The sequence below is a fragment of the Luteibacter sp. GL_149 genome, assembly GCF_057834065.1.
This window is the reverse complement of the sequence record NZ_CM174395.1, coordinates 2,978,172-3,000,997: the sequence shown is the minus strand read 5'-3', so window position 1 is coordinate 3,000,997 and position 22,826 is coordinate 2,978,172. Positions and strand designations below refer to the sequence as shown.

Here is a 22,826-nt window from a genome sequence, read left to right as displayed (position 1 = left end):
CCGGTCCTTATCCAGGCAACGCGAAGCTGGGCTCGGATGGCTCGAGCGTGCCGACATCGCGCTCCCAGCCCTCGTTTTCCAGCTTGATATGCTGGATGGCCGTGGCGTTGGCGTTGGCATCCAGATCCGGTAATGCCTGGTACTCGGACACCCATGCGCGATAGATCAGATACGAGATCGCCAGTTGTCCCGCTTCGTTGTAGACCTCCAGGATCAGATTCTTGCGGAAGTCTTTCAGCGAAATTTCCGAACCCAACCCGGCGCCTACCGCCCAGACTTTGTTGGCCCATTGCTCGAAGGCGATGTCGTGCGTTACGCCACGCTCCAGTGTTATGGGCTCGTATTTCGTGCGACCGGGCGACTTGCGTGGCGTGGACGGGTCGCCGCCTTCGCGATGCTCGACCACTTCCGTGGTGCGCTTGAGCGCGCTGCATTTTGAAATGCCGGCGACGTAGCGTCCGTCCCATTTCAGCCGGAACTTGAAGTTCTTGTAAGGATCGAAACGGGTGGCATTGACCGCGAACTGTGGCATGCGATATCTCCTAGGATTGCGCCCTGATCTGCTGGATCTGCAACACGACGAACTCGGCCGGTTTGAGCGGCGCGAATCCGACCAGGATGTTGACGGTGCCGTTGTCGATGTCGGTCTGCGTCGTCGTTTCGCGGTCGCATTTGACCAGGTAGGCATCTTTTGGCGACGACCCCTGGAATGCACCCTGCCGGAACAGCGACTGCATGAAGTCGCCGACGTTCAGGCGGATCTGCGCCCATAGCGGTTCGTCATTCGGTTCGAACACAACCCATTGCGTGCCGCGATAGAGGCTTTGCTCGATGAAATAGGCGAGCCGGCGAACCGGCACGTACTTCCACTGGTCGGCGAACACGTCGGCGCCGCGCATCGTGCGCGCGCCCCATACCACACGTCCGATCACAGGGAAGTGGCGCAGGCAATTCACGCCCAGTGGATTGACGACGCCATTCTCCGCGTCGCTCAGCAATGCCGGGTCGAACCCGTTGACGGTCAGGGCGCTGACGCCGATCAGCGATGCGTCGGTGCCCGCGGGCGCCTTCCATACGCCGCGGTTGGTATCGGTGCGGGCATAGATACCGGCGACGACGCCGCAGGGCGCAAAGGATTGCAAGCGGTTCTCGGCCAGGGAATCGGCCATGAGGACGCGCGGAAAATAGATGGCCGCGCTGTCGGTCGGTGTCACGACAGCACCCAGTCCGGACACGACGGCTTGCGTGTCGGCCCATGCCGAAGGCGCATCGACGATCAGGATGGTCTTGCGCGATTTCGCATACGCTGCAGCCGCTTCCCACGTTGGCGTGGTCACGTCGACATCGCGCGTGAACGGCGGGATGCAGAGAATGTTGATCAGGTCGGTCTTGTCGAGCAACCAGATTCCGCCCTTTCCGGTCAGCGAGGGGTCGGATATCTGCGTCGCCCCAACGGCCGTACCGTCGCCGCCAGCCACATTGAATGCCGTATAGAACGAGGGGTTCGAGAAGGGATCGACGTTGGGGGGCACGGCCGCGTTGAGGGACGGTCGCGATGCGCCCATCGTGCTCACGCGCACTAGTTGGGATTGCTGCTGAAGCACAGTCATGACGAATCGCGGATCGGCGGGGTCGACCGATACGTTGCGGAAGAACTCCGTCGTGTTGGTGCCCGGGTCCTTCACGTACAGGTTGAAACGTTTGGGATCGCTGGTGGGTGGCGAGTCGTGCTTTTCGCGTGTGTCGTCGTCGATGTGGACCAGCAGTCCATCGCCCCACTTGCCCTCGTTGGCAGCCGACAATGTCGTGCCGCCTCCGATCGTGAGCGACGCCAGCTTGGCTCCGTTATGCACCCGCGCGATGACCGCCTGGCTGCCGCCATTGAGATAGAACTGCTGAACGGCGTAGCTGAGTGTGCTGTCTACCGATAGCCCGCCGTATACGCGTACGAAATCGGAAAAGCTTTGCAGCAGCACGGGGCGATCCGTTGGGCCCCGGATCGTTCGCCCAACGAAGGCCGTGATCGATGTGGCTACACCGGTGATCGTATGGACCGGGCTTTCCAGCTCTTCGACATAGACACCTGGGTAGGTCAGGGCAACAGGCATGGCACGTCCCTCGATGGAAGGTAGAACACGGCGTCCGGTCAGCTCGCGCTGCGGCCGACCAGGATGTCGACGGTGATGTCGTTATCTGAGGCGTTGGTGAAGGACAGCTTCGCTGCGCCGCTACCGAGCAGCGAGACCGCTCCGGATCCGGTCAGCGCGATCGGCCCGTCGAGCTTCGCGGTGACCGTTCCGGCGGTAAAGGTGAGCGCCGCATCCGCCTTCGATGGCTTGATGAATAGCAATGACACGCCGGTCCAGTTGCCGGGGCCCACCGTGACGTTGGCCGTACCTGGCGTCGGCGCGGCAGCCTTTGGCACAAGCACGGCCAGCTTGTCGTAACCGTCGACGACGACCGTATTGGCGTCGCTTAACGTCGGTCCGCCGATGACGGTGGCGGTAACGTTCCAGTTCAGTGTCTCGGACATGATCGGGTTGCTCTCGATGCGATTGAGTTCGGACGGACCTGGTCTATCTGTCTATTGCCGCGTTGGATCGTCTGGCATGCCGGACGACGGACCGGCGTACAGCGAACTGCCATCGGGTAGCGACACACGCGTGACGCGGCCCTGGACCAGCAATTGCCCGAGTGCCAGTTCAACCAGCGCGATGTCCACTTCGGCGTTACCTCCCAGCCACCATTCCCGGATGCCGCGCACGCTGTCCGCCGCACATGGATGCCCTTGCAGGTAATCCACGATCTGACGCTCGATGTCGAACAGGGCTTGCCTTGCATCGGTCATGGCATCTGCCACCGAACCATTGCAGGTCACCGAGCAAGGCGCATGCCAGCGTGGTGGCAGAGGCAAGTCATTGAAATCGTGGAGGCGGGATCGCCCCGATCGATGCGGGTGTGGCGTATTCGCCCGAGCGTCAGCCAAAGCAGGCGAGGCAAATTCGCCCGTACCTGAGTCCAATCGGCCACAGGCGGCGCGTGGCGATGCTCATGCGCTTGGACGGCGGCTTGACCTCTGTCCTGATTCGACAAGTGAGCGGTCTCTTTCCGGCAAGACCCCGGCTTGGTTTAGGGCAAAGAATTCCATCGTCGGAACTCGACGGGTCGCCGTTGCCGCGACGCGACTTCAAGGAACACATGCCGTGTGTAAGAGGTACCAGGGCACATTTGAAGGGCCTCGTACGGATAGCGCCGCAGCGCCGTTGGCCGTACGCACATTGTCGCGCTGTGGGAGCTTCACCAATGAATCTCAGTAAGTACCTTGCGGCTGCCGTTGTTGGCGGCACGATGTTGACCGGTGCATCGGCCTTCGCCGCCGATACGCGCCCTTCGGTGGTATTGGTTCATGGAGGTTTCGTCGATGGTTCCGGTTGGGAGGGCGTTTACGACATCCTGAAACACGATGGGTATGAAGTGACGATCGTCCAGAACCCGACCACCTCACTGTCCGACGACGTCGCTTTCACTCGCCGGGTACTGGAAAAGCTGCCTGGTTCCGTCGTTCTTGTCGGGCATTCCTACGGTGGCGTGGTGATCACGGAGTCGGGTAACGCGCCCAACGTCAAGGCGCTGGTTTACATCACGGCGTTCGCTCCGGACGCTGGCGAATCGGTTCAATCGCTGATCAAAAATCCGCCGCCGGGCGCACCGGTGCCGCCGATTCTGCCTCCGCAGGATGGATTCGTGCTGTTGGATAGCGGCAAGTTTCCTGCCTCGTTCGCCGGCGATCTGCCGCCCAAAAAAGCGGTGTTCATGGCGGACTCGCAGGTGCCGTGGGGCGTGAACGCCTTCGCGGGAGCCGTGACGCAGCCGGCCTGGAAAACCAGGCCGAGTTGGTACCTCGTCGTCACGGACGATCGGATGATCCCGCCGGTGGCGCAGCGCTCGATGGCAAAGCGGGCGAATGCTACTGTCGCGGAGACGAAGGGCAGCCACGCCATTTACGTGTCGAATCCCAATGTCGTCGCGACGCTGATCGAAGATGCGGCGAAGAAGGTGGCGACTCAAAGCAAGTAAGCGGTAAAGAGAAGGCCTCGAGTGGGGCCTTCTCTTTATGACGCGTTGCGTCTGAATGAGCCCGGCGACACGCCTGTCGCACCGGCGAAAACGCGAGTGAAGTGGCTTTGGTCCGCAAAGCCACAGACTTGCGCGACATCGGACAAACTCAATGCCGGCTCCCTGAGCAGAACTTTGGCCCGGGCGACCCGGCGACCCAGCAGATAGCGATAGGGCGGCTGCCCCGTGGATCGCACGAACAGTCGTGTGAAGTGTCGACTCGACATGCCGAATTCCTTAGCGAGGAAGGCAAGCGAGATATCCGAGTCAAGGCAGTCCTCGATCATATCGAGGCATCGTTGCAGATGATGCGCGGAGAGACCGTCCACATTGACGTCGATCGGGCAGGGCTGGCTACCGTAGGTGGCGCATATATGCGCGGCCAGCGCCATCGATACATGGTCGAGGAACAGCGCACTGACCTCGTGCGGGCGGGCGAGCACCGGTTGCAACGATCGCAGGAGTGCTTCGATGGTGGCATCGATCGCGGAGGCTCGATGGTCGGTGGGAAAGTCACTGAAGGTCCGGCCATGCTGCTCGGAGAATGCGGCGAGAAAATGTCGAGGCAGGTAGGCGTTGAGCATGTGAAAGGGGTCCAGCACTTCCACCTGAGGTCGACGGCGCAGATCGTGGATATGCATTGCCCCGCGCCGAAGATCGTAGCGTTTGGCCTCCTTCCCCTCGTAGAAAACCCGGGCGTGTCGACCTTCCACAAGACGTACGGACACCAGGTAGGCGTCGTCATAGGGAAAGGGGTCCGTCATGCCGTGACCGGCCCCGCCGATGACCTCGCTGAAAACAAGCGTGGATTTAAAGAGTCGGCGCGTGGAAAGCGAGGGTGCGGCGGGTCGACGAAGTGCGCGCAGGTGATCCTGGTAAGAAACCGTCATCCCGCCCCCCGAGGTCTACCAACGGGAGACAGTTTGCCAAGCCGTTGCCGCATAACACAAGGCTGCGCAGCACTGAAGGTGTGGGTGCGGAAGTCACCGCACCCACGAAAGATCAGATCTGCGTCATGCCGCCATCAACCACCAGTTCGGCGCCGGTGATGTAGCTGGCGTCGTCGGAGGCGAGAAACGACATCGCCTTGGCCATTTCGTCGGCACTAGCCGCGCGCCCCAGCGGGGTCTTGCTGGCCACATCGAGCAGGTACTGCTCAATGTCATCGTCGCTCATACCAAGCTCAGACTTGTAGGCCGGTGTGACCACCACGCCCGGAGCAACGATATTGACGCGGATATCCCTGCCCTTGAGGTCGGATGCCCAGGTGCGTACGAACGAGCGCAGGGCTGCTTTAGTTGCGGCGTAGACACCAAAAGCCGGTACGCCCTGGTTAGCCGTGATCGATCCGGTCACCACGATGGCGCTGCCTTTGCTCAATAGCGGCAACGCCTTCTGGACGGTGAACAACGTGCCTTTGACGTTGATGCCGAAGTACTTGTCGACCTGAGCCTCGGTGATCGTGCCGAGTGGGGCAAATTCTCCACCGCCTGCATTGGCGAACAGGAGGTCCAGGTGTCCATGCGCTTTCCCGATCGTGGCGAAGATGCGGTCCAGATGTGCTGCCACGGCGATGTCGCCTTGAATGGCGATCGCGCCGTGCCCGATGTCGGCCACGGCGGCGTCCAGTTCGGCTTGACGGCGGCCACTGATGAAAACCGTTGCGCCTTCGCGGACCAGTCGCCTGGCGGTCGCCAGACCAATGCCTGAACTGCCGCCGGTGACCAGCGCGACTTTGCCTGCGTGCCTGGTGGTGTGAACGTTGGTCAGGTCGGAAATGTGCATGAGGAACCTCCATTAAGCGGCGCATGCCGCCTTACGGATTTCAATCTATGAACTGTGGAATTCGAAATAAAGGGCTGATTTGTGGTTTCTTTATTTCCAGTGGGGAATAATCTATCCATCATCGAGGTGCGGTCATGGATCATCTGCAGGCTATACGCGCGTTCGCTCGCGTCGTTGAGACGGGTGGCTTCGGCCGTGCCGCGCAATCGCTACGCATGCCCAACGCCACGCTAAGCAAGGCCATCCAATCACTGGAAGCGCACCTCGGCATCAAGCTGCTTGAACGAAGTACGCGACGGGTCAGCGTGACCAACGATGGCGCTGCGTACTACGAACGCACCAGGCATCTGCTCACCGAGCTGGACGATATCGAGGCAACGTTGGGGCGTGCCCAAACCAGCCCGCGCGGACGTCTGCGGGTGGACACGGGAGGATCCATTGCCAGCGGCCTGCTGATCCCGGCGCTGCCGGAATTCTGCGCGCGCTACCCCGATATTCAACTGCAGTTAGGCGTTACCGACCGCACCGTCGATCTGATCGGCGAAAACATCGACTGCGCTATCCGCAGTACCGCCAACGATGGCGCGCTGATATCCCGAAAGATCGGTGTACTGGCCTGGACTACATGCGCCACGCCTGCCTATCTGGATCGATATGGCGTGCCAACCCATCCGCAACAGATCGTCGACGATGGATATCCCGTTGCCGGCTATTTTTCAGCGCACAGTGGGGTGGTGCCTCCCTTGCACTTTCAGCACCAGGGCCAGCCGCTGGTCATTGAGCCGTACTGCTATGTCATGGTCAACGATAGCAATGCGCATTTGGCCACCGTGTTGGCAGGCATCGGTCTGATACATACGCTGGACTTCATGGTTCGCCCGGCGATCGAGCGCGGCGATCTTGTCGCTGTTCTCGAGGACTGGCGGCCACCTGAGCTGGATGTGTTTATCGCTTACGCACCAAGTCGCGAGCTCAGTACGAAAGTGCGCGTATTCGTGGACTGGGTGGCAGAGCTCTTCCAACGCTGAAACACGTGCGTGTCGTGAGCCTCGTTTTCATCGAGCCGCCCACGCATTGGCGGACTATTGCGCCTGCTCACGGCAGGTTGCCAACCGGCGCTACTTTTTGTCTCGTCAGAGCGACAGATAGTCATCCGTCCCGATGATCTTTTCGCGATCCTGGAAAGAAACCATGTCTTCCTTCAGGGAGGCACTGTCCCCATCGCGGTGAATAGCATCGAGTACCCGCTGGCAAGCCATGATGGCGACCCGTTGGAGGTCGGACGGAATAATCACCAATCGATAACCGAGCTCGCGCAGTCGCTCCCGTGGAACCAGGGGTGTCTTGCCGCTGTAGAACATGTTGATCAGCTTCGGTTGTGGAATCAGACGTGCGATCTCCTCAATCTGCTCGACTGTCTCCGGGGCCTCTACGAAGATGACGTCGGCGCCCGCTTCGAGGTAAGCATGCGACCTGTCGATCGCCGCTTGAAAGCCGTCGGTCGCGATGGCATCCGTTCGCGCGATGACCACGAAGTCGGGATCGGTCTGGGCATCCTTTACGACCTTGATCTTGTGGACCATTTCCGTTGTCGAGATCAGCGACTTGTCGTCGAGGTGACCGCAGCGCTTTGGAAATGTCTGGTCTTCGATGTGCAGGGCCGCCATGCCGATGCGCTCGAACGCGCGGATCGTGCGTCGCGCGTTGGCGGCATTCCCGAATCCCGTATCGGCATCCGCGATGATCGGCACGCCGGTGACTTCGGCCATCTGTTCGAGCCGTTGCTGGACTTCGGTAAGACTGAGGAGTCCGATATCCGGAAAACCGCAACTCCGGGCAATCGCTCCGCCGCTTGCGTAGATGAGTTCGAAGCCGGCCTGCTCGACCAACCGCGCCGTCATGCCATCGAACGCTCCCGGCGCGATATGAATGTCGTTGCCGTCGATCATCCGACGAATGCGTGTCGTGGCTTTCATGGATTTCCTTGGGGACGTGGTCGGAGCCAGAACAAGATAGCGCTGAAGCGTGCCTGCGTCAGGGTAGAGCGATCTGTCCAAAAGCAACCTTCGGTCGAATGGTTGCCATGAACATCCGACCATTTCGCGGCGCGATAGCGCATCGGTCGAAGGCCGGGTTTTTGCAGCGCAGCGTGACACCTTCCGGCTTTAGCGTCTTAATCTGTCCCCAGGGGATTTAGATCGATCTAAGTCAAAAGTGATTCGGGTCATGCCGTGGCCGCGAAGCATCCGAATGGCTTGGACGGGGTGGGGAGGGCTGAAGGACGTGCGCATCGAGCGCCGTCCGCGCGTTGCCGTTTCCCGCCAGACCTGCCGAGGGGAATGGGAAGCCGTCACATGAAACCAAGAACCGCCCGTATTTTCATGATCACAAACTCGCGCGGCACATGCGTGCCCGCGTTCGCGAGAACTATTGCCAGCAGCATGGATAGTTGCCGCCGTATTCCCCGTACCAGTCAGTAGGCGGGAAACAACACGTTCTGTCGCCACGTTGCCTCTCGTCCACCGACGATCGCAACAAGGGTAACCGCTGCCTTGGGCAAGGTTGCAACAGGCCTTTGCGGTAGAGCATCCGGGAATTTGAAGCATCCATCGCCGACGAGCCGCAGGCCCGTTGATTGCCGAAAATTTGGATCGATCCAACTCGATGAGGAAGGAGGCCACATGCAGCGATAAATCGCGCATCTGAAGCAGTGATGTAACGGGGGGATTACCGCGCCGGTTCCACAAGGGCGCACACCACTGAGGGGAATAAAAAGAAATGACTTATCTGCCACACATGCTTAAGCGCAAGCCGCTGTACGCCGCGCTCGCCTCGGCGACCTTGTCATTCGCCGGCTACCTGGGGGTGCCCGCGTTAGCCTTTGCGCAGACATCGGTGCCTGCCGCAACGACAGCACTCGCGCCGGCACAAACGACCGATAGCCCGACGGCGAAGAAGAACGTCAAGGACAAGAAGGCAGATAAGGAGAAAAACGAGGGCACAACCAATCCCACGAACCTGGACACGGTCGTCGTTACGAGCTATCGCCAGTCGATCGACCAGAACGTGATGGACAAGCGCGATGCCAATGCCATCGTCGAGGTCATCAACGCGCAGAACATCGCGCAGTTCCCCGCCAAGAACATTGCCGACGCGCTTGCGCACGTGCCTGGCGTGGTCATCAGCCGCGAATCCGGTGAGGGCAAGACGGTCAGCATCCGTGGCCTTTCGCCCGAGCTGACGCTGACCGAATTGAACGGCAACTACGTGGCCTCGGCCGATACCTCGACCGGCCTGACGCGCTCGTTTAACTACACGCTGATGCCGGCCAACATGTTTTCGGAAATCAAGCTCTATAAGAGCCTGGAAGCACGCCTGGACGAAGGCGGCATCGGCGGCAATGTGGACCTGCGCACGCGCCGCCCGCTGGAGATGAAGGCGAATGACGGCTTCGTGTCCGTCAATGGAGCGGGCTCCGACAACAGCAACAAGATCACTCCCCAGGTGTCGGCCCTGTGGTCCTGGAAGAACAAAGACGAGACCTTCGGCGTCCTGGTCGCGGGCTCGTACCAGAAGCGCCGGGAAGTCGATTACATGGCCAACGCCTCGAGCTGGCACTGGTGGGGCAACGACTGCACCGACCGGGCCACGTGCACCGCGCCGCCGACGGACGTGCATGGCAATCCGTACGGCAGCGACGTGGCACCCAACATCGACCTGTGGTCCGGCGGCGGCGTGGTCGACCAGGCCGGCAAAAGCTATTCGGGTTACTGGATGCCGCAGCAGTTCGCCACGAGCCGGAACCAGCTGGACCTGAAGACCAAGGGCGCCCAGGCCACCATGCAGTTCAAGCCCAGCGACCATTTGCTGCTGACCGGTAACTACTTCCGCTTCGAGCGCCAGCAAACCCAGATCACCAATACCCTGGAAGTGCCCGAGTGGGGCCTGCCCGGCAACAGCAACTATGCGGACCAGCAGGGCCGGCTGCTCGCGCCCAACGGCCTGACGTTCGACCCTTCGCACACGGTTGTGACCGGTGCGAACTACGTCCTTCCGCCCAAGGGCCAGGGCTGTAACTCGTTGACGAACCCGGTCACCGGCGCGCAACGCCAGGCGGTGGACGTCTGCTCCACGGAGATCCCGTGGTTGAACGGCAACTACTCCGTCGAAAAGGCTACCTCGCAGACGCTCAACCTCGAAGGCGAGTGGGATAACGGCGGTAGCCTCAGCGGAACGTTCAACGTCGGCCGCACGTGGGCGAAAGGCGGCCCGTCGGTGGAGCTCAACATGGCCGCCAAGCCGCGCAACTTCGTCGACGGCCAGTGGGTAGATGGCAGCAACGGAGCCGCGTGGACGTTGAACGGCAAGCCGACTCTCACGGCCTCGTCTGCCGTGCTGCAGAACATGTTGGCCGGCGGCGGACAGGTGGACCTTGGCTCGACCGGCTCCAACATGGTCAATACCAGCAACTCGCAGAATTTCGCCCAGGCGGACTTCACGTGGGCCTTCGATTCCAACTGGATGCAATCGCTGCAGTTTGGCGTCAAATACCGCGACAACCACGCCGAGCAGCAGAGCAACGAGGTTCGGTGGTACTGCAAGGGCACGACGTCGCAGTTCCAGACCTGCGATCCAAACGCCGGCCAGCTTCCCGCGGGTTTCCTCCAGGCGAACTCGCTCGACGGCAGCACCGGGGCATACAACGACAACGTCTTCCCGGCGATCAATTTCCCGGCTTACTACAACTACCTCAACTCGACCTACGACCGGGCGCTCTACAACAAGCCCCAGAACAAGTCCTCGATCCAGGAGAAAATCGGTGCAGCTTATGTCCAGGCCAACTTCGACACGGGCACGGTTCGCGGCAACGTGGGCTTGCGCTTTGTCACCACCAAACAGGACCTCACCATCGCCGACGAGATCACCACCAACAACGCGGTGTATTACCACGATGGGGGCGGCAACATCCTGATCTGTCCGACCACGGGCAAGAACATCGGCGGTGGCGCGTGCGCACCGGGTGACTTCCAATACCTCCCGCGCGAACAGTCGGTGATCGAGACGTTCTCCAATGCCTCCACGGCGAAGCGTTACAACAAGCTCCTGCCCAGCTTCAACATCGCGTGGACTTTCGCGGACGACTTCGTGCTGCGCGCCGCCGGTTCGCAGGCGATGGCCCGTGCCAACTACACCGACCTGGCCCAACTGGGCAGCCTCACCAACAACACCCAGGCTTACTACAACGACCGCAAGCAGTTTGGCGCACCCTTGCCGGGTTGGTACGGCAGCGGCGCGAACGCGGACTTGAAGCCGTTCACGGCGACGCAATTCGACCTGGCGGGCGAGTGGTACTACGCGCCGCACTCGGTCGTGGGCATCGATCTTTTCGAGAAGAAGGTGAAGAACTTCATCGTACCGGTTACCGTCAACAACATTACTGTGAACGTCGGCGGCACGCAGCAGAACTTCATGCAGTACAGCACCAATGCCAACGGCCGCTCGGGCACGTCAAAGGGCATTGAGCTCTACACGCAGCACACCTGGGACTCGGGCTTTGGTTACATCGCCAACTACACGCTCAACAAAACCAACGAGACCCCCGTCTCGCTCGGCGACACGCAGGTCGGCAAATCGGAGCTGATCGGCAGCGCCAAGTACGCGGCCAACGTTTCGGTGTTCTATGAAAAGCATGGGCTGCTGTTGCGTGCCAGCGACAACTTGACCGGTCGCACCATGCAAGGGTTGTCGGCGGGTCTTCCCATCTATTCGCAGCCCTACCGTCAGATCGACCTGAACGGCGATTACGAGTTCAACAAGCACCTGATGTTGACCGCGTCGATCATCAACCTGACGAAGTCGACGCCCCATGAGTACCTGGGCAGCGATACGAGGGCGCGGCTCTATCAGCTCGAATACGCCGGACGCCAGTACTACATGGGCATCACGTACAAGTTCGGCGATGGCGGTTGAAAGAAGACGAGCGGGGTCGGGCTTCTCGCCTGACCCCGCGCAACGGCAAGCGTGCCTTCATTTCAGTCGCAGGAAGACATCATGAACACCTCTCCCGCACGCGTTCGTCGTCGTGCACCTCTCGTCGTGGCGCTATCGATCTTCGCACTCGGAAGCATGGGCGTGGGCCATGCCACGAACGGCAACCCACCTCCCTCCGCGGGGTCGGCGGTCGATGAAGCCAACCCTCTGGTCGGCACCGCGCCGCTGGACCGGCAAGCACTGATCGGCAATGCGCCCCCACCGGGCGAACCGTTGTATTCGGGCATGACATCGCCGGGCGCGAGCCTGCCGCAGAGTGCGACCGAAGCGGCGCCGGTCAACATCAATGCCGATCTGAGCTTTGCGACGGGCGTCCCCGTGTCCTATGCCTATGGCCGTCCGGCCATGATCGGTTTTTCCGGCGGCGGCGCGACGTACGGTGCACGCGCCGCGCCGATGGTCATGCCGGTCGTAGGTGACTGGACCGTGCCGCCGGACTACGCGCAGTCGTATTACGACAAGGCGAGCGAGAAGGCGTCGCCCGGCTACTACGCGGTCGAGCTGGATACGTTCCACACCCGCGTCGAACTGACGGTGACGCAGTGGACCAGCCTGATGCGTTTCACCTTTCCGGCGAGCCATCGCTCGAATATTGTCGTCAACCTGCGCCGCCCGGGCGGCGATGTCGAGGTGGTGGGCGACCGCACCATTCGCGGCGTCGATGCGGGCGGGCGCGCGGAGCACTATTCGGACGGCCCCTGGTTCGTTGCGGAGTTTTCGCGTCCGTTCGCTGGGTTCGGCACGTTCCACGCAAACGTCAACGACAAGGGCGAAGGACTCGGTAACGAAGACGTGCAGGCCGATCGCCGCACGGTGTCCGGTAGCTACGCGGGCGCCTACGTCACCTTCGACACGCAGGCCGGCGAGCAGGTGCTGATGAGGATCGCCCACGGTCATAGTGCAGAGGAAGCTGAGCAGCGGCTGCATGCTGCGGACGGGGATTTCGAGCGCGTGCGTACCCGGGCGCGCGCGACCTGGGCGCAAGTGTTCGATCGTGTCGACGTCACCGGTGGCACGCCGAAGCAGCGCGCGCTGTTCTACTCGACGCTTTATCACGCCTTTGCCAGCCCGCGCCTGATCGCGCGCAAGGGCGAGCACTACACCGGCGCGGACGGCCACGTCCAGGTCGCCGGCTACGACCGCTATGGGCCGGTGCCGTTCTGGGATACGGGCCGCAACCAGATAGCATTGCTGATGTTGCTCGAGCCGCAGGTTGTACAGGACATCATGCGCTCCGAGCTGGACATGGCGCGCGAACGCGGCTACATGAACACCTCGTTCCACGGCGACCACGCGGTGTTCCTCTACGATGGCGCATGGCAGCGTGGCATCCCGTTCGACTACGCCGCCGCGTACGAGTATCTGCGCAAGAACGCGACCGATCCCAAAGGACCGCGCGGTTACCTCGCGGAATACATGAAGAACGGCTGGATCGCCGACATCGTCCCGCCGGGTAATCCGAGCCCGCCCTACGCGGGCGGCAAGGCAGGCGTCGCCACCACGCTCGAATACGCCTGGGACGATCACGCGCTCGCCGATGTCGCCCGCCGGCTCGGCAGGAAGGACGACGCCGGGATGTTCCTGCGCCGCGCCGCGAACTACCGCAACGCGTTCGATCCGTCGGTGGGCTTCTTCCGTGGACGCACCGAGGATGGCCAGTGGATTTCGCCGTTCGATCCGGCCGAGCCTTACTACAACTTCATGATGAAGGAAGCCTCGGGCTGGTCCACGCTGTGGCTGGTACCGCACGATGTGCAGGGTTTGATGAATCTGCTAGGTGGGCGCGACGCGTTCAACGCCAAGCTCGATGCTTTCTTCTCCACGCCGTACCAGCCCAAGGGCATCTGCCGCGACTGCACGGGCCTGATCGGCCAGTACGTGCAGGGTAACCAGCCGGACCAGCAGGCGGCCTATCTCTATGCATGGAGCGGCCAGCCCTGGAAGACGCAGGCGCTGACACGCCGCATCCTCGCCGAGTTGTACGGAAGCGACGCCACGGGCTACGGCTATCCCGGCATGGACGACCAGGGTTCGACTTCGTCCTGGTATGTGCTCAGCGCGATGGGCTTCTACCCGGTCGATCCCGCCAGCCCGGACTACATCATCGGCAGCCCGATCTTCGACCGCGTCCGCCTGCGTCTGGGCAACGGCAAGGTTTTCGAAATCGTTGCGCGCAACAACTCGGACCGGAACATGTACATCCAGTCCGCCACGCTCAACGGCAAGCCGTGGACCAAACCCTGGTTCAGCCATGCCGACATCGCGAATGGCGCCACGTTGGTGCTCACGATGGGGCCCGCGCCAAACAAGACCTGGGGCACCGATCCGCACGATGCGCCGCTTTCCATGTCGGCGGACTCGCGAGACTGATGGGGAATCACGAATGACGAGCAACATCATGGTACGGGGCGCGAGCACCTGGATTGGGATGGCCGTGGCCATGGGCTTTGCCCCGATGGCGATAGCGGCGCAGGATCGGGCGGCTGTCTGGAACGGCAAGTTGGCGCCATTGGCCACGCCGTGGACTGCCGAGGTGTCGCCCGGCAACGCGTTGTCCGCGTATCCGCGGCCACAGCTGGCGCGTCCGTCGCTGGAGCATCCTCAATGGATGAGCCTGAACGGGCTATGGCAGTACGCGGCAGGCGACGGGCAAAGCCCGCCGCCGTTCGGCCGGACGCTGAAGGATCGGGTGCTGGTGCCGTATCCGATCGAATCGGTGCTGTCGGGCGTGCAAAAGCATTCGGACTTCATGTTCTACCGGCGATTGGTGGACGTGCCGGCTGCCTTCACCGCGCAGGGCCAGCACGTGCGGCTGAATTTCGGAGCGGTGGCGCAGGACGCCACGGTGTATGTCAACGGGTTGCAGGTGACGCGCCATATGGGCGGCTATACGTCCTTCGGTGCGGACATCACGCAGGCACTTCGCCCGCACGGCCCGCAGGAGATCGTCGTCGCCGTGCATGCGCCAGTGGACGGCGCCAACGCGATGGTCGGCAAGCAGCGGCTGAAACCCGAAGGTATCTTTTACACCGCGGCCTCGGGCATCTGGCAGTCGGTGTGGATAGAACCGGTGCCGGCCACCAGCCTGGCGCAACTGAACTTCACGCCGGCACGCAGCCTGGACGCCTTCACGGTGACTTCAAAGCTGCAAGGCGGCAGCGACGACGCCACGCTGCATGTCGTCGCCTATGCGGATGGCAAGCCGGTGGGCGAGGCGAGCGGACCGGCAGGCAAGCCGCTGCATCTGGCCATCGGGCATCCGCGTCTGTGGAGTCCGCAGGATCCATTCCTGTATACCTTCAAGGCCACCCTTGCGCAGGGCGACCTTCGCGACGAAGCGACCAGCTATGCCGGTCTGCGCACCATCGCCATCGAGAAGGTGCGCGGACGCAATCGCATCGTGTTGAACGGCAAGCCGACCTTCCTGCTGGCCACGCTGGACCAGGGCTACTGGCCGGACGGCATCTACACCGCGCCCACCGACGAGGCGCTCAAGTTCGACATACAGAAGACCAGAGACCTGGGCTTCAACACCATCCGCAAGCACATCAAGGTGGAGCCGGCGCGCTGGTACTACTGGGCCGACCGCCTCGGCCTGATGGTATGGCAGGACATGCCGGCGCTGCCGACCGGGCGCAACGACAAACTCAGCGACGCCGACAAGGCCGGATTCCGCGCCGACGTCTCGGCCATCGTCGAACAACTAAAAGGCGAAACCTCGATCATCGGCTGGATCCCCTTCAACGAGGGCTGGGGCCAGTGGAACATTCCGGCCGCCGCCGAGCTGGCAACGCAGATCAAGCAACTCGACCCCTCGCGCCTGGTCGACGCGCGCAGCGGCCTCAATTGCTGCGACACCAAGGGCGATCCACACGCCGGCGACGTCTACGACGTGCATGACTACCAGGGGCCCGGCCTACCCAGTCCGGATGCAGAGCGAGCCTCCATGGACGGTGAACACGGCGGCCTGACACTGGGCGTTCCCGGCCATGTCTGGCCCAACACGCCAATTAACCCCTACGGCGCGGTGAAAGACAGCACCGCGCTGACCGACGGCTACGTCGCCAATACCGCCGTGCTGCGCGACAAGGGCGTGGCCAAGGGCATGTCCGGCAGCGTCTACACCCAGATCACCGATGTCGAGGGCGAGCACAACGGGTTGTTCACCTACGATCGCAAGATCGAAAAGGTGGACGAGGCCAAGGTGCGCGCGATCAATGAGGCGACGATACGCGCAGGCGGGCAACCCTGAGACCTGCGCATGCTGGATACGATCCCAGACGGACAAACCGCCTGGGCAGGGGTATTGAGGACGAGACTTTTGTGTCGACCACAATGACTGTTCGCCCTACAAGAGTACTTGCCGTGTTCGCGCAAGGAACTGGTGGATCTCGTCCTCGGTTCTGGTGTCGATCATATACACCGGCCGCTTTCCGTTCGGGCAAAGCAATCGTGGCGTCGTGCCAAATAAGCGGCAGATCAACGGACGTTCGCTATAGACCTCGCAGCCATGCTTGCCAAGATATGGACAATTCAGTTCGGACAATGCGGCTGTATGTTCGGCCTCGGTCTTGGCAGGCAGTCTCGCCACTTCTTCGGAGGACGCCGTCACCGGTCCGCAACAGTCGTGGCAGCCCACTATGCAGGTAAACGACGGGATGCGCTGACGCAGTGCTTCGATGGTTCGGTCATTCGGGGTCATCGTGTTCCGGATCGGTTTGCCGCTCGGAAGATGAGTCCCGAACGCATAGTTGTTGCGATAGCGCCAACGCGGCCTCGTAGTTGTCGACGAAATACAACTCGCCCTCGTGCGGATGCAGTGCCATCGCCCGGATCACCCGCTGTGGCTGCGGTTGCAAACCGGAGACGATAAGTACGATACCGCGTCGGCGGCAGCGCTCCAGCAAGGTTTTGAGTGCATGGACGCCGCTGGCATCGATGATGGGCACCAGCCGCATGCGCAGAATGAAGACCCTGGTGGCCTTCTGAAATTGATCGAGCAAATCATCCAGCCGATTGGTCGCGCCGAAAAACAACGGGCCGCTGATCTGGAATACCTCGACACCCGGCGGTAGCCGGGCACGTTGTGAGGCGTCGTCACCCGCGACGCGGTCGTCGCCGTTTTCGTCGAGCAGTTTGATGCCCGCACTGACTTCGACCGCGTTCGCCATGCGGAACATGAAGACGAAGGCCGACACCACGAGACCGACCTCGATCGCGACGGTGAGATCGAAAAACACGGTCAGGCCGAAGGTCAGCAGCAGCACCAATCCGTCACCTTTCGGGGCCGATAAGGTATGGCGGAAGTGCTCGATCTCGCTCATGTTCCAGGCCACCACCAGCAATACGGCGGCAAGGGCGGCGAGCGGCACGAACTTCATCAGTGGCGCCAAAACCAGCATGAAGACCAGCAGCAGAGCGGCGTGGATCATGCCGGCTAGCGGAGTCCGGCCACCGGCACGTATGTTCGTCGCTGTGCGCGCAATGGCCCCGGTGGCGGGAAGGCCGCCAAACAAAGCGGAGCCGACATTGGCGAGGCCCTGTGCCACCAATTCGCCATTGGACCGATGTCGCGTGCCAGTCATGCCATCCGCCACCACAGCAGACAACAGCGATTCCACACCCGCGAGAAAGGCGATGGTGAACGCACTGGGAAGCAGCTCGCGTGTGCGCTCGAACGGAATATGCGGAACATCGAAGATCGGCAGACTCGAAGGCAATCCACCGAACCGGCTGCCAATCGTCTCCGCGGGCAAGACGAAGCCCACACTCAGTGCGGTGCAGACCAGCAAGGCGATCAGGAAGCCGGGCCATCCCGGCCGCCAGTGGCGTGTCGCCACGATCACGGCGAGACTGACCAGCGTGAGCGTCACGGCAGCCGGTTGCATGGTCGGCAGCTGATGTATATATGCGACCCAGCGCCCGAGAAAATCGGCTGGCATGGTAGCCATAGTCAGTCCGAGTGCGTCCTTTACCTGGCTGGAAAAGATGCTGACGGCGATCCCCGCGGTGAATCCTGTGATTACCGGCTGGGGCATGTACTTCATCAGGGTACCCAGGCGCAAAAGCCCGGCGCCGATCAGCATCAGGCCGGCCAGAAGCGTGCACAGGATCAGGCCACCGAAGCCGAATTTCTGGATGACCACGAACACCACCGGAACGAACGCCGCTGTCGGCCCGCCAATCTGCACGCGCGAACCGCCCAGTGCCGATATCAGGAAGCCCGCGACGATGGCCGTATAAAGCCCTTTTTCCGGCGTGGTGCCGCTGGCAATCGCCAACGCCATAGCCAGCGGCAACGCCACGATGGCAACTGTCAGGCCCGCGATCGCATCGCTGCGCAGGTCGCGCCAGCCGTAGCCCTCGGACAGCACGGTGTACAGCTTTGGCACATACAGCCGCAGGTACTTGCGGGCATTGACCGTGTCCATCGTTCCCCCTGGAGCAAAGCAACGTCGATGATAATAGTATTATCATCTACTACACATTCCATGTGACTCTGGATAGCCTAGTATGCCCATCGAGAACCGTACCGCTCGCCTGACCATCCTGATCGACCCACGCAAGAAGGCGGTCTTCGAGCGCCTGTGCGCGGACGAGGACACGACGCCATCTCAGGTGGTACGTCGCCTCATCCGCGAATACATCGAGAGTGCCTCGGGACGGCCATGGCATGCGGAGGACGAGGTATCTTCCGATGAGGCTTCCGCGGAACAAGGGAGTCGCCGTGTCAGCGGCCGGTAAGCCCAGCGTCGCCGCTGCGACGGCCGGGAAAAGCACCTCGCAGGCGATGGTCGGATTGCGCCCGGAGCAGGTCGCGTTTCTGGGCGAATACGCGGCCAGTACCAAGGACAGGCATGTGTTCGTGCAGATCCTGTGCTGGCCCGCCGTTCCGGTGGCGTGGGCCACGCTGACTCAGACAGCCGCGAGCTTGCGGCAACTGCGCGGCGATACGATGGCGCTCTGCATGCCCCCCAAGGGCGGCACGTCCTGGATTCACGACGTGGCACCACAGTTGGGTTTGCCGCTTGAGCGCGATCCCGGTGCAGCGGAAAGCACACTGGCTTCCTTGATTCGCCGCCTTCCGGTTCGATTTGCAGTCGCCGTGGTCGAACAGGAAGCGCGTCAGGCCCAGGTGGCCGACGCGCTGCGCCATCGTTCCCTGTTCTCCGGATGCCTGACCGCCTATGGCGCCTATCTCAAGAGCACGAACCAGGCGGCATGTCGTGTCGTGATTGCGCCGAACGGGGAACCATTACAGAACGATGCGCGGCAGCAGATCTATCGCGACGTGTTGCCGCATCTGGATAGCGCGTCCCGACTCGGCGCACTCGAGCTGACGTTCTGGCCGGAGGCGACGGTGCCAGTGCCGCTGGAGATGGCTCAGTTAGCGGCCGCTGCCGTAGGTCGGCACGTCCAGCAGCCGACCCAGCCGAGTCCGCTCTTCGAGGCGGTTCGCGCGCACCTGGCGCCTCCGTCTCGTTTTCATGTGGTAGGTCGTCAAAGGTAGCGTAAGTGAGTGTGCAGGGATGGGCGGCCTATCCGAGGCGGACCAGGTTTTGATACGAAGCGTTTGGGCAGACGTATGCCGTGCGACTCATTGGGAAGGCTGCGACTTATCCATTGGGAGTGACGCCGCGGATCGGGCACTCCATAGTCGTTCACGTGGCTCAGCGATATCGCTCGTTCGGGTGGCATCCTACGAATGGAAATGATGCTTTGCCAGGGCGCTTTTGTCCTGCCCCGTTGGCGCTTCGCCGCATCACTGACTGTGACGACAAAACGACATATTTGTCCTTCTAGATAAGAGAACTTTCCCGTGAACACGTCTGATATTTCAGCTTGCCCGCTTTGCGGCATGGAAAACACCTACGCCGACGGCGACATGTACATCTGTCCCGATTGCGCGCACGAATGGCCTCAGCGGTCGATGAGCGTCGAGGAAAGCGCCGCCCTGGTGCGCGACGTCCATGGCAATGTGCTCGATAACGGTGACTCCGTCGTGGTGATCAAGGACCTGAAAGTGAAAGGATCGTCCATTCCGCTCAAGCAGGGTTCGATCATCCGCAATATCCGCCTGGTGGAAGGCGATGCCGAGCACATCGAAGGGAACTCGGACAAGATCAAAGGTCTTGTGCTCAAAGTGTGCTTTCTGAAAAAGACCTGAGCGTTCGCTAATCGTCATCGGTAAACCGGACGGAGGTGGTTAAACCCACTTATTGCCTCCGTCCCGGTTTCCTGGGCGGTGCCTTGGCATGACGGCGGCCATGGCGTCGGAGTGACGGAGATGGCAAGCGGCAAGAGTACATCCGACTCTTTCGTGGTCCGCGACGGGCAAGGATCGATGAATCCCGATCCCCCGATGACCATCACGGTCGCGGACGGCGAGATTTCGTACTACGCGTGCGGACGCGACGTCGGTGTCTTGCCCGAGACGACGTATACGGGAATCGGAAAATACGTACTGAATGTCGACAAGGCTAGCGCGCAACAAATCGACTCGTTGAAAGCGGCCTTGAGTAGCCGTACTTTTGCGCCGGCGGAAGGCATCGGCAGCGGCACGGTGCTCGACTTTTCATTCGAGAAGGACGGCCGGCACTATGAGGGCGAATACAACTACAGGATGGGCGAAGCGTTCAACGCCCGGCTCGAACCGTTCTATCGGATCGCCGACAAGTCCTGAAGAACGGTCGACCGGAGATCAATCTTCATCCCGTGTTCGCCGCGCATTCGGGCAAGTACGGATTCGTTGTCGATCTCACATTCGGCAACGAAGGGCGGAAGGAAGTCAGCATCGCGGGCCCCGATACCTGGTCGCCCGACCTCACGCGCCCGGATCAGTACAACGTGCAGATCGGCGCGATCAACCGCGCCGGCACCTCCTTCTACGTGCGCCTCGTAAGCCGCTATCTGAGCGACACATCGCGCCGCTACGGCAAGGCAATCGTAGTGAAACCGGGCGAAGCGGTCACGCTGACTTTTCAGGTTCCTTACTCCGCCGTCACGTTAAACAGCACCCCTTCGTCGCGTCGGATTACATCGGGAAGCTATCGCTTCACCGGCCAGATGACCGTCGACTTTCTCGCGCCGGCCGAGCTGCACGGCAAGATCCGTACGCCGATGAACGATGTGCAGTCGGTCGATCTGCAGGCGCCGTGATATCGCGGCGATGGCGCGTACCGCAGCAGCCAATTCGTCGTCAGGGCATTCGCGATGATGTTGCTCGTCAACAACCGGATTCAGGATTGGCTGGAGTTGACGTACTCGGGAAAAGCCAAAAACGTAGCATTGAAGTACAAGATGGCGGAGATGGAAATGTGGCAACTGGACATGGCAACCAAAGGCTGAACGATGGAGTACACCGGTCTTATCAACAAGTACAAGGTCAATCGCCCGCTTACGGAGGAAGAGCGTCGGAACCGGCTCGATCCCGCCCAACGGCTGGAGGTTTCGCCGAACTACTTCAGCTCGACGATCAGGATGAATAGCCGCTACCTGGAGGTCGCGGACAAGTACTACGGCTGGAAAGGGGCGCTGACGTTCGTGACGAGCGCCCTGATGGTCATCTGTCTGGGCATTACATGGATCTGCGCGGATATCTTCTTCGTCGATGGATTGATGGGCAACGCCGGCGAGCGAGCGGCCAATATGCTTCTCGGCGGCGGCCCGTTGCTGTTGGGCATCGCTATGACTTCCGCCCTCGTTTGGCTCATCTCCAGGGAGTGTTTTCGCTTTACGCATTATCCGATTCGCCTGCAACGGGATCTGCGGATGGTGCATGTGTTCCGGCTGGATGGAACCGTACTTTCCGTCCCGTGGGATAAGGTTTTCTTCGCGCTGGGCCGAGGCAATCGACCCTTCGGCATTCAAACGTGGGATGTGCGCGGACATGTGCTCGGCGACGATGGCGTTACCGTCGTGGAGACGTTCTGCTTTGCGCTGGCGTGGCCGGAGAAAGAAGAGCTTCACCGGTATTGGGAATATGTCCGGCGGTATATGGAAGAGGGCGCGGCGGCGATCGTGCCTTATACGCTTGCGTATCTACCCATTTCCGAGCGGCGCGAAACCTGGCGGTTCGGTTTGTTGCGGCTCGCGCTGAATCTGCCTGGCCAGACCTTTGCGCAATTGATTCTGTCGCCGGCTTTGTTGCTGTTCTCGTTCGCTCGATGGTTCGCCATGCGAAGCTGCAGGATTCCGATCTGGCCGAAGCAGATCGAAGATGCTTGCGTAGTCGACGCCGGCGATCCTTTCGCAAAGGACGCCAGCTCGAATCCTGACCGATTCTGGAAGGTGATGTGAGATGCAGGCCGCGACGTCGCTCGGGCAAACGGAGCTACCTGGCATGGCGTCGTGGGTCCAGGGATACCTGAAGAGATCGCTGCCACAAACATGGGCCAGAGCGCCCAAGCCGCGCATCCCGACAGTCTGATCGGAAGAATCCGACCTGTCGCCGTCCCACGAATGCGGAGGGTCGTCCGACTCAGCGGTTCTTCGGCATTCTGCTAGGGCAAAGTGTCGCGCTTGGCGAAGATGCTTGCCATTTCCGCCATGTTCTCGGTTCCCCAGGTGCACAGTGGGATGATCGCGTCAGCCAAGCTGCGACCGAGTGGGGTCAGCGTGTAGTCCACGCGCGGAGGCACTTCCTTGTAGTCGTTCCGCGCCAGCACACGATCGGCCTCCAGATCCTTCAATTGCTGGATCAGCACCTTGTCGCTGACGCCCGGGATCAAGCGCTTGAGCTCGCCGTAGCGCTTCGGGCCGTTGCGCAGGAAAAACAGGACCAGCGGTTTCCACTTGCCCGAGATGATGCGGAGCGTGGCGTTGAGCCCGCAGCCGGGATCGCAGGTTTGAGCAGGCGTCGTCATTCTTTGATA

21 protein-coding genes are annotated in these 22,826 nt (G+C 61.5%); 11 read left to right on the top strand and 10 right to left on the bottom strand.

Features of this window, described 5'->3' with window-relative positions; genetic code table 11:
• Positions 1-7: 7 nt before the first annotated feature.
• The 4 genes from AC3IR3_RS13310 to AC3IR3_RS13295 are packed head-to-tail and all read right to left on the bottom strand — an operon-like array spanning position 8 to position 2,848.
• Positions 8-532 carry a phage tail protein gene (locus AC3IR3_RS13310; protein WP_132143163.1) on the bottom strand — a complete coding sequence of 175 codons (525 nt, stop codon included), beginning with the start codon at positions 530-532 and terminating at the stop codon, positions 8-10.
• A gap of 10 nt (positions 533-542) precedes the next feature.
• Positions 543-2,108: a phage tail sheath family protein gene (locus AC3IR3_RS13305; protein WP_489192767.1), complete on the bottom strand. Its 1,566-nt coding sequence runs from the start codon at positions 2,106-2,108 to the stop codon at positions 543-545.
• 38 nt (positions 2,109-2,146) lie between these two features.
• Positions 2,147-2,533: a hypothetical protein gene (locus tag AC3IR3_RS13300; protein WP_489192765.1), complete on the bottom strand. Its 387-nt coding sequence runs from the start codon at positions 2,531-2,533 to the stop codon at positions 2,147-2,149.
• Between the two features lie 51 nt (positions 2,534-2,584).
• Entirely contained in the window at positions 2,585-2,848 is a 264-nt protein-coding gene (locus AC3IR3_RS13295; protein WP_489192764.1) for a hypothetical protein, read from the bottom strand.
• Positions 2,849-3,303: 455 nt separating this feature from the next.
• Here AC3IR3_RS13295 and AC3IR3_RS13290 point away from each other — a divergent pair, with 455 nt between their 5' ends.
• Positions 3,304-4,077 (top strand): alpha/beta hydrolase, encoded by a 774-nt coding sequence (locus AC3IR3_RS13290; protein WP_489192762.1) that lies wholly within the window; start codon positions 3,304-3,306, stop codon positions 4,075-4,077.
• A 35-nt stretch (positions 4,078-4,112) separates the two neighbouring features.
• Here AC3IR3_RS13290 and AC3IR3_RS13285 read toward each other — a convergent pair whose 3' ends face one another.
• Both AC3IR3_RS13285 and AC3IR3_RS13280 read right to left on the bottom strand, forming a co-directional pair.
• Positions 4,113-5,006, bottom strand: coding sequence for a helix-turn-helix domain-containing protein (locus tag AC3IR3_RS13285; RefSeq protein ID WP_489192760.1), 894 nt, complete (start codon positions 5,004-5,006; stop codon positions 4,113-4,115).
• A 112-nt stretch (positions 5,007-5,118) separates the two neighbouring features.
• Positions 5,119-5,901, bottom strand: a complete 783-nt coding sequence (locus AC3IR3_RS13280) for an SDR family oxidoreductase (protein WP_489192759.1) — start codon at positions 5,899-5,901, stop codon at positions 5,119-5,121.
• A gap of 134 nt (positions 5,902-6,035) precedes the next feature.
• On the opposite strand from AC3IR3_RS13280, the gene AC3IR3_RS13275 reads away from it, so the two are divergent.
• Positions 6,036-6,929 (top strand): LysR family transcriptional regulator, encoded by an 894-nt coding sequence (locus tag AC3IR3_RS13275; RefSeq protein ID WP_489192757.1) that lies wholly within the window; start codon positions 6,036-6,038, stop codon positions 6,927-6,929.
• Positions 6,930-7,034: 105 nt separating this feature from the next.
• Here AC3IR3_RS13275 and AC3IR3_RS13270 read toward each other — a convergent pair whose 3' ends face one another.
• On the bottom strand, positions 7,035-7,877 hold the full coding sequence (locus AC3IR3_RS13270; RefSeq protein WP_489192755.1) for an isocitrate lyase/PEP mutase family protein: 843 nt from the start codon (positions 7,875-7,877) through the stop codon (positions 7,035-7,037).
• A gap of 802 nt (positions 7,878-8,679) precedes the next feature.
• On the opposite strand from AC3IR3_RS13270, the gene AC3IR3_RS13265 reads away from it, so the two are divergent.
• The 3 genes from AC3IR3_RS13265 (at position 8,680) to AC3IR3_RS13255 (ending at position 16,204) form a co-directional block, all read left to right on the top strand.
• A complete protein-coding gene (locus AC3IR3_RS13265) occupies positions 8,680-11,871 on the top strand; it encodes a TonB-dependent receptor (protein ID WP_489192753.1) in 3,192 nt (1,063 codons plus the stop codon).
• Between the two features lie 81 nt (positions 11,872-11,952).
• Positions 11,953-14,322: a GH92 family glycosyl hydrolase gene (locus tag AC3IR3_RS13260; RefSeq protein WP_489192752.1), complete on the top strand. Its 2,370-nt coding sequence runs from the start codon at positions 11,953-11,955 to the stop codon at positions 14,320-14,322.
• A complete protein-coding gene (locus AC3IR3_RS13255; protein ID WP_489192750.1) occupies positions 14,285-16,204 on the top strand; it encodes a glycoside hydrolase family 2 protein in 1,920 nt (639 codons plus the stop codon). Before AC3IR3_RS13260 ends, AC3IR3_RS13255 begins: the two co-directional genes overlap by 38 nt.
• 96 nt (positions 16,205-16,300) lie before the next feature.
• Here AC3IR3_RS13255 and AC3IR3_RS13250 read toward each other — a convergent pair whose 3' ends face one another.
• Both AC3IR3_RS13250 and AC3IR3_RS13245 read right to left on the bottom strand, forming a co-directional pair.
• On the bottom strand, positions 16,301-16,654 hold the full coding sequence (locus tag AC3IR3_RS13250; RefSeq protein WP_489192749.1) for a YkgJ family cysteine cluster protein: 354 nt from the start codon (positions 16,652-16,654) through the stop codon (positions 16,301-16,303).
• On the bottom strand, positions 16,641-18,383 hold the full coding sequence (locus AC3IR3_RS13245) for a SulP family inorganic anion transporter (protein WP_489192748.1): 1,743 nt from the start codon (positions 18,381-18,383) through the stop codon (positions 16,641-16,643). Before AC3IR3_RS13245 ends, AC3IR3_RS13250 begins: the two co-directional genes overlap by 14 nt.
• Positions 18,384-18,465: 82 nt before the next feature.
• Here AC3IR3_RS13245 and AC3IR3_RS13240 point away from each other — a divergent pair, with 82 nt between their 5' ends.
• From AC3IR3_RS13240 to AC3IR3_RS13215, 6 genes are all read left to right on the top strand, one after another.
• On the top strand, positions 18,466-18,696 hold the full coding sequence (locus AC3IR3_RS13240; RefSeq protein ID WP_207906806.1) for a CopG family transcriptional regulator: 231 nt from the start codon (positions 18,466-18,468) through the stop codon (positions 18,694-18,696).
• Complete coding sequence (locus tag AC3IR3_RS13235; protein ID WP_489192746.1) at positions 18,680-19,462, top strand: hypothetical protein; 783 nt, start codon at positions 18,680-18,682, stop codon at positions 19,460-19,462. The genes AC3IR3_RS13240 and AC3IR3_RS13235 overlap by 17 nt, the downstream gene beginning before the upstream one ends.
• 348 nt (positions 19,463-19,810) lie before the next feature.
• A complete protein-coding gene (locus tag AC3IR3_RS13230; RefSeq protein ID WP_489192745.1) occupies positions 19,811-20,119 on the top strand; it encodes a zinc ribbon domain-containing protein YjdM in 309 nt (102 codons plus the stop codon).
• A gap of 177 nt (positions 20,120-20,296) precedes the next feature.
• Positions 20,297-20,635: a hypothetical protein gene (locus tag AC3IR3_RS13225; RefSeq protein WP_489192743.1), complete on the top strand. Its 339-nt coding sequence runs from the start codon at positions 20,297-20,299 to the stop codon at positions 20,633-20,635.
• A 32-nt stretch (positions 20,636-20,667) separates the two neighbouring features.
• Positions 20,668-21,111 carry a hypothetical protein gene (locus AC3IR3_RS13220; protein WP_489192741.1) on the top strand — a complete coding sequence of 148 codons (444 nt, stop codon included), beginning with the start codon at positions 20,668-20,670 and terminating at the stop codon, positions 21,109-21,111.
• Positions 21,112-21,303: 192 nt separating this feature from the next.
• Entirely contained in the window at positions 21,304-22,251 is a 948-nt protein-coding gene (locus AC3IR3_RS13215) for a DUF6708 domain-containing protein (protein WP_489192739.1), read from the top strand.
• Positions 22,252-22,454: 203 nt separating this feature from the next.
• Here the strand turns inward: AC3IR3_RS13215 and AC3IR3_RS13210 are convergent, their stop codons facing one another.
• Positions 22,455-22,817: a winged helix-turn-helix transcriptional regulator gene (locus AC3IR3_RS13210; protein WP_489192737.1), complete on the bottom strand. Its 363-nt coding sequence runs from the start codon at positions 22,815-22,817 to the stop codon at positions 22,455-22,457.
• Positions 22,818-22,826 lie beyond the last annotated feature (9 nt).